This window comes from Synechococcus sp. Cruz CV12-2-Slac-r, from assembly GCF_024346075.1.
Taxonomy (GTDB): Bacteria; Cyanobacteriota; Cyanobacteriia; order PCC-6307; family Cyanobiaceae; genus Synechococcus_D.
Genome location: NZ_JAGQEK010000103.1, coordinates 1 through 5,975, shown reverse-complemented (window position 1 = coordinate 5,975; position 5,975 = coordinate 1). Strand labels below are relative to the sequence as shown.

General features: G+C 51.7%; 6 protein-coding genes and 1 pseudogene. 5 read left to right on the top strand and 2 right to left on the bottom strand.

What is annotated here, in order from left to right; all coding sequences use genetic code 11:
• The first annotated feature begins 36 nt into the window (after window positions 1–36).
• The 5 genes from nusB to KB557_RS08370 all read left to right on the top strand — a co-directional run bounded on the left by nusB (window position 37) and on the right by KB557_RS08370 (window position 5,346).
• Window positions 37–660: a transcription antitermination factor NusB gene (gene nusB, locus KB557_RS08390; protein WP_255133192.1), complete on the top strand. Its 624-nt coding sequence runs from the start codon at window positions 37–39 to the stop codon at window positions 658–660.
• Entirely contained in the window at window positions 653–1,918 is a 1,266-nt protein-coding gene (gene ftsY, locus KB557_RS08385) for a signal recognition particle-docking protein FtsY (RefSeq protein ID WP_255133189.1), read from the top strand. The genes nusB and ftsY overlap by 8 nt, the downstream gene beginning before the upstream one ends.
• A gap of 28 nt (window positions 1,919–1,946) precedes the next feature.
• The gene (locus tag KB557_RS08380) at window positions 1,947–3,320 is read left to right on the top strand and encodes a PP2C family protein-serine/threonine phosphatase (RefSeq protein WP_255133187.1); all 1,374 of its coding nucleotides are present in this window, start codon (window positions 1,947–1,949) and stop codon (window positions 3,318–3,320) included.
• 20 nt (window positions 3,321–3,340) lie between these two features.
• Entirely contained in the window at window positions 3,341–4,753 is a 1,413-nt protein-coding gene (gene argH, locus KB557_RS08375; protein WP_255133191.1) for an argininosuccinate lyase, read from the top strand.
• A gap of 101 nt (window positions 4,754–4,854) precedes the next feature.
• A complete protein-coding gene (locus KB557_RS08370) occupies window positions 4,855–5,346 on the top strand; it encodes an RNA-binding protein (protein ID WP_255133184.1) in 492 nt (163 codons plus the stop codon).
• A gap of 7 nt (window positions 5,347–5,353) precedes the next feature.
• On the opposite strand, the gene mscL is transcribed toward KB557_RS08370, so the two are convergent.
• Both mscL and KB557_RS08360 read right to left on the bottom strand, forming a co-directional pair.
• Complete coding sequence (gene mscL / locus KB557_RS08365; RefSeq protein ID WP_255133182.1) at window positions 5,354–5,737, bottom strand: large conductance mechanosensitive channel protein MscL; 384 nt, start codon at window positions 5,735–5,737, stop codon at window positions 5,354–5,356.
• A 37-nt stretch (window positions 5,738–5,774) separates the two neighbouring features.
• Window positions 5,775–5,975 (bottom strand): annotated as a pseudogene (locus tag KB557_RS08360) (tRNA dihydrouridine(20/20a) synthase DusA); the annotation flags it as partial.

The window sequence follows — 5,975 nt, the reverse complement described above, 5'->3', positions numbered from 1 at the left end:
CTCCACGCAGCCCAGCCCACCAAAACCCTGAAATTGATGCAAAACCGCACGATTGCCAGGGAGTTATCCCTTTTAATTCTTGGTCAAAAAGCTGATCGCAGCCCAGCTACTACCGAGCAACTTCTAGCCCAAGCGCTCACTTCACTGCATAGCCATTTGCGGGAGGTATTGGATCAATCTGCAGATCAATTGCAGCAAGCTCAACAAGCTCTTTTTGAAAGCGAATTAAACGAAGGTGAAAACGAACGTGTTAGGCAACATTTACATAAAGGTTTAGAAGGAGCCGAGCAGGTATTGAATCGGTTATCAGCCAGTTTGGAACTTCCCCGTTTGCTTCTCTTAGCAGATCAGCATGATCTACGCGAATGGGCTTTACAGCGCTCCAAGGCAGTATTTGCGGCGCAACCAGCTTTAGATAGCCGCATTGATGCTGTGATGGAGGGCTGGCGTTTAACCCGTTTGGCTCGCATCGACCAAGACATTTTGCGTTTAGCGGTAGTGGAAATTGAAGCTTTTCAAACCCCTCCTGCTGTGGCGATTAATGAAGCTGTTGAATTGGCTAATCGCTATAGCGATGAGGCGGGCAGACGCAAGATCAATGGTGTTTTGCGCCGCTACATCACTGCCGCTGCTGAACTTCAAGGGCTAAACAATGGCTGAGTTTGATTGGTTTAATCGCGAAACCACTGAGGCCCAATCTGCAGAGGATGCTTTGGCATGGGCCAAGGAGGCTTATGCCCGCCTTAAGGCTCAACAACAGGGCGCGCCAGAGGCACCTCTTGATACTCCACCAGAAGTTCCAGAAGTTCCAATAGCTCCTTCTTTGCTCGAACAAGCAGCAGCAAAGCGAGATGAACGGCTCGCCAGTGTGTCGTTAGCCGCTGTTGAAGTTAAAACTGAAATTCAGCTTGATTCAGATTTTCTTTGGTCTGCAGAAGTGCTTGCAGCTCAAGGGCGACCAGCTGCTCAAGTTTCCATAGAAGAAATCGATTGGCTGGGGAAGTTGCGGCGTGGAATGGAAAAAACCCGTCAGGGTTTTGTTACTCAATTACTCGAAAATCTTGGTGATGATCCTCTATCTGAGCAGTCGCTTGAGCAGATCGAAACCCTTTTACTTAAAGCTGATGTAGGGATTCAAAGCACCGATCTAGCGCTTGATCGTTTGCGGCTACGCATGAATGAAGCGGTGGTTGATGCGGCAGAAGCGATTTCTTTACTAAAGCAAGAATTGCGCGAACAGCTTGAGAGTCCCCTTGGCAAACAAGGAATTGCTCCCTTGCTTGCCCCAATAAAAGGCCGGCTCAATATTTGGTTGATCGTGGGTGTGAACGGCGTTGGTAAAACCACCACCTTGGGCAAACTTGCAAACTTGGCGGTGCGCAGTGGCTACAGCTGCCTGATGGCAGCAGGCGACACTTTTAGGGCTGCGGCGGTGCAGCAACTTCAGGTGTGGGCAGAACGCAGCGGGGTTGCAGTGATAGCAAATCCTTCCGCTAACGCCGATCCTGCCGCTGTGGTTTTTGATGCCATAGGTGCGGCACGTTCAAAAAATGTTGAATTGCTTTTGGTTGATACCGCTGGGCGGCTGCAAACAAAACACAATTTGATGGAAGAACTGGCAAAAGTGCGGCGCATTATTGATCGCCTTGCCCCAGAAGCTCAGGTGGAATCGTTACTGGTGCTTGATTCCAGCCAGGGTCAAAACGGTTTAAGACAGGCGATGGCTTTTGCTGCCGCCGCGCAACTCACTGGGGTAATTCTCACCAAGCTCGATGGAAGTGCAAAAGGCGGAGTTGCCCTTGCAGTTGCGGCTGAAACCGGCCTGCCAATTCGTTTTATTGGCGCCGGTGAGGGTTTACGCGATCTAAGACCATTTAACAGCTTTGAATTTATTGAAGCTTTATTAGCCAAAAACTAGCTAACTTAAGTCCCCCTGCGGCAGCCCCATGGGCGCCCAGCCGCCTGCCCACCGACCCCCAATTGCGATCACCCCTGCCGCTTCTTTACGGCAACTGATCGATAGCCTCAACCGCGAACAACGGCGTAATCAAGAGCTACTGGCATCCCTTGGGTTTGCTTTACGTAGTTTCACTAATTTGAGCCGTTTTCTTGAGCTGGTGCCTCTGCTCACGGCCCGTTTAGTGGAGGCGGAAGGTGCGATTTTGCTCACTCTGCGCAGTGATGGTTCGCTTTGGCGTGAACAATTGCATGCCTCCGCCTCTAAACGTTGCGCTGAGTTATTGCGCATGCTGGCGGGTTTACAAGATAAAGATCTCGATTCCGAGGCGGGCGATGAATTGATGGCATCTCGGCTGGATCAATTGGTGCGCAGGCAGCTGGGAGATGTGCAACTTTTTGGCACTTCGGTGGTTGCAAAAAATCGACAGCGGGGTCGTTTATATGTTTTTAGTAGTGATCCTCAATATTCGTGGAGTGAGGTGAGACGCCGCCATGTGCAATTGGTGGCAGATCAAACGGCGGTAGCGATTGAAAATGAATTACTACTGGAGCAGATGCGTCAGCATCAACGATTAGATCAACAACTAAATATTGGCGGTGAAATCCAAGCGCAATTGTTGCCAGATCGCTGCCCAGTGATTGAAGGGGTAGAACTGGCTGCTCGCTGCCGCCCCGCCTTTCAAGTTGGTGGTGATTATTATGATTTTATTCCCACTAAACCTCAATTAACTGGTAAAAGACGGGAACAGGGAAGGTGGGCTTTAGTGATGGGAGATGTAATGGGGAAAGGTATACCTGCAGGTTTATTAATGACCTTGCTACGGGGAATGTTGCGAGCTGAGGTGTTAACCGGTTTACCGCCTGATCGAATTTTACATGATTTAAATCAATTAGCCCAAGAGGATTTAGCTCATTCCAATCGTTTCGTTACCTTGTTTTACTCAGAATATGATCCGCGCTCAAGATTGCTGCGTTTTAGTAATGCAGCTCACAACCCGCCTTTGATTTGGCGCCGGCAGGGCCACACGGTGGAACGTCTTGATGCCCCTGGCCTATTAATTGGCTTGCAGCCCGATGCTGATTACGGCTGTGAGCAGGTGCTTTTAGAGCCAGGGGATGTGCTTCTTTTTTATACCGATGGTGTTACTGAAGCCAGCGGCCTTGGCGGTGAGCGTTTTGATGAGGAGCGTTTAATGCGATCCCTTTTGGCGATATGTAAATCGGGGGTTGGGGCCCAAGAAATTTTGGATCAACTTTTTGCGCGGCTGGATCGTTTTGTGGGGCCAGGCCGCCACTTAGACGACGACGCCTCTGTGGTGGTAATGAAGGTGAAAGATGAAGTGGTGTTGCCTAGCCTGTGAAATCCTGCGGGCCAGGCGAAATGGGTGCAAATGAAGGGGTAACAGGGGGGCAAGGGGCCAGTTGGAGCAACCGTTTTGAGCAGGGTTTGCACCCTGCAATCGAGCGCTTTAATGCCTCGATTGGTTTTGATATTGCCTTGCTGCAACAGGATCTTGATGGTTCCGTTGCCCATGCCCGCATGTTGGGGCGTTGCGGTTTGATTTCAGAGCAGGAAAGTATTGATCTGATATCCGGCTTAGAAGCGGTGCGCCAAGAGGCAGCAGCGGGCAGTTTTAGGCCCGGCCTGGAATGTGAAGACGTCCATTTCGCCGTGGAACGGCGCTTGATTGAACTGCTGGGGCCGTTGGGCAAAAAACTGCACACCGGCCGCAGCCGTAATGATCAAGTTGGTACTGATTTGCGCCTCTGGTTGAGGCAACGCATCGATGGTTTGGAACCGCGCCTACAACGGCTGCAACGGGCCTTGTTTCAACTGGCGGATCAGCATCTGCATACCTTGATTCCTGGCTACACCCATCTGCAACGGGCTCAACCCCTTTCATTAGCCCATCACTTACTCGCTTACGTGGAGATGCTCGAGCGGGATCGTTTACGCCTGCTTGATGTGCGTAAACGGGTGAATATTTGCCCCCTTGGCGCTGCGGCACTAGCGGGTACTCCGCTGCCAATCGATCGCCGTCAAACCGCAGCTGAACTGGGCTTTGAAACTATTTATGCCAACAGCTTGGACGCGGTAAGCGATCGTGATTTTGCTGTGGAGTTCAGTGCAGCAGCAGCTTTGGTGATGGTTCACCTCAGCCGGCTAAGCGAGGAGGTGATTATTTGGGCTAGTGAGGAATTTGGTTTTGTGCGCCTTAGCGACCGTTGCGCCACCGGCAGCAGTTTGATGCCACAGAAAAAAAATCCCGATGTGCCGGAATTGGTGCGTGGTAAGTGCGGCCGCGTATTTGGCCATCTCCAGGGTTTGCTAACCATGATTAAAGGGCTTCCACTTGCGTACAACAAAGACTTTCAGGAAGACAAAGAAGCTTTATTTGATGCTGTGCGCACCACTGAAGATTGCCTAGAAGCCATGGCAATTTTATTGGAGGAGGGTATTGATTTTCGGGTGGAACGCTTGGAGCAAGCGGTTGCCAGCGACTTTTCCAATGCCACTGATGTGGCTGATTATCTAGTGAATCGCGGTGTTCCCTTCCGTGAGGCTTATCAATTAGTTGGCGGTTTGGTAAAAACCTGCCTGCAGGAGGGGGTGTTGCTAGCTGAGTTGCCATTGGAGCGTTGGCAAATGCTGCATCCAGCTTTTGAGCAAAGTATTTATGCCGCGATCGCTCCGCGGCAGGTGGTGGCAGCGCGGATTAGTGAAGGGGGTACTGGCTTTACTCAGGTGCAACTGCAGCTAAATCATTGGCGCAATCTCTTGATGTGTTCTTAAAGACATCGATTAAGTGGCACTTGCCGGTTTAGATTTTGAAAGTTCCCATTTCTATGGGATCCCCTAGTCCATATCAACCGTCCATTCGGTCCCTAAGGCCAGTGAGCATTTTTGTAGGCAACCTTCCCTTCCGCGCGGAACAGGAAGACATCATCGAACTCTTCGCCACCCACGGCGAAGTAAGCAATTGTTCCCTTCCTTTGGAACGGGACACCGGACGCAAAAGAGGCTTTGCCTTTGTGGAAATGGCAGACGACGCTGCAGAACAGCGAGCCATCGATGCATTGCAAGGCGCCGAGCTGATGGGTAGACCCTTGCGCATCAACAAAGCTGAACCCCGCAGTGGCGGCGGCGGTGGTGGCGAGCGCAGCTCGGGTGCCCGCGGTTGGGAAGATCGCAGCTACGGCAATCGCGATTCAGCTCCAGCTCCAAACCCTGCCCCTGCAGCAGATACCTGGGGCGCTCCAGCTGGCGAACCAAGCCGCGATGGTTTTGACGACGGCCGCCGCCGCCGCCGCCGCGGTGGTGGTGATCGCCCAGCTACCCCAGCCCCCAGTGAGGATTGGGGCGATTACGGCGGCGCTGAAGGTTGAATTTGCTTTAAAGCTGGCGGCTCTCCAGCGCTTTGGCGAGCCGTTCAGCTGCTTCTGCTAACAGCAGTTGCGGATCAGTTGCGGCAGCGGCAGTTGTGCTGATCTCTTCTTGGCGCTTCAGATTTTGAATCGTGCGCATCACTGAAAACACAACCAGGCTGATTACAACAAAATTGATCAACGCCACCAAGAAGTTGCCAGCAGGCCATTGATTAATTTGACCAATTCCAAGGGATTTCAAGGTTGGAGTGAGTAGTTGGCCCATCACCAAGCTCACTAAAGCATCAACAACCTTGCCGAATGCACCGCCAATAACTACAGCGATGGCAAGTTCTATTACATTTCCCTGCTGCAAAAAATTGCGGAAATCCCGCAAAAATTGTTTGACCATTGAATTTTTGATTTTGCCCTCGCTTTTTAGCAGCTAACTACAAACCGCGCTCCTCTAATTGCAGGCAAGCGCTCTCCAGCACCTCAGGTCCAGCATTGGCTTTAGAAGCTTTTTCTACTAAGGCTCGGCGCCAATAGCGAGCACCGCTAACCCCTTCCACTAAATGAACCAAGTGGCGAGCAATGGGCCACAGCTTGCCCCCATCCCTGCACCATTGCTCCGTATGGGGCATAAGGCC

What these genes read in the sequence shown, in the direction of transcription:
- nusB (WP_255133192.1), top strand. Translation starts at nt 37, where the DNA reads ATGCAAAACCGCACGATTGCCAGGGAGTTATCCCTTTTAATTCTTGGT.
- ftsY (WP_255133189.1), top strand. Translation starts at nt 653, where the DNA reads ATGGCTGAGTTTGATTGGTTTAATCGCGAAACCACTGAGGCCCAATCT.
- KB557_RS08380 (WP_255133187.1), top strand. Translation starts at nt 1,947, where the DNA reads ATGGGCGCCCAGCCGCCTGCCCACCGACCCCCAATTGCGATCACCCCT.
- argH (WP_255133191.1), top strand. Translation starts at nt 3,341, where the DNA reads ATGGGTGCAAATGAAGGGGTAACAGGGGGGCAAGGGGCCAGTTGGAGC.
- mscL (WP_255133182.1), bottom strand. Translation starts at nt 5,737, where the DNA reads ATGGTCAAACAATTTTTGCGGGATTTCCGCAATTTTTTGCAGCAGGGA.